The organism is Streptomyces xanthophaeus, assembly GCF_000725805.1.
GTDB classification, from domain to species: Bacteria; Actinomycetota; Actinomycetes; order Streptomycetales; family Streptomycetaceae; genus Streptomyces; species Streptomyces xanthophaeus.
Genome location: NZ_JOFT01000163.1, coordinates 1 through 209, shown reverse-complemented (window position 1 = coordinate 209; position 209 = coordinate 1). Strand labels below are relative to the sequence as shown.

Genomic DNA, 209 nt, shown 5'->3' with positions numbered 1-209 from the left:
ACCGGGCACTGCTCCACGCACGCACCACACGTCGTGCACGACCACAGGACGTCCGGGTCGATGACGCCGTTCTCCTCGGCCGTCCCGATCAGCGGGCGCTCCGCCTCCGCCAGCGCAGCCGCGGGAACGTCCTTCAGCTGCTCCGCCGTCGCCTTCTCATTGCCCTCCATGTCCTTGCCGCCACCCGCCAGCAGATACGGGGCCTTGGC

General features: G+C 70.3%; 1 protein-coding gene. It reads right to left on the bottom strand.

Annotated features, from left to right (window positions below; translation table 11 throughout):
• Positions 1-209: 4Fe-4S dicluster domain-containing protein (locus IO30_RS41190; protein WP_037895612.1), on the bottom strand; the 209-nt coding region annotated here is incomplete at both ends.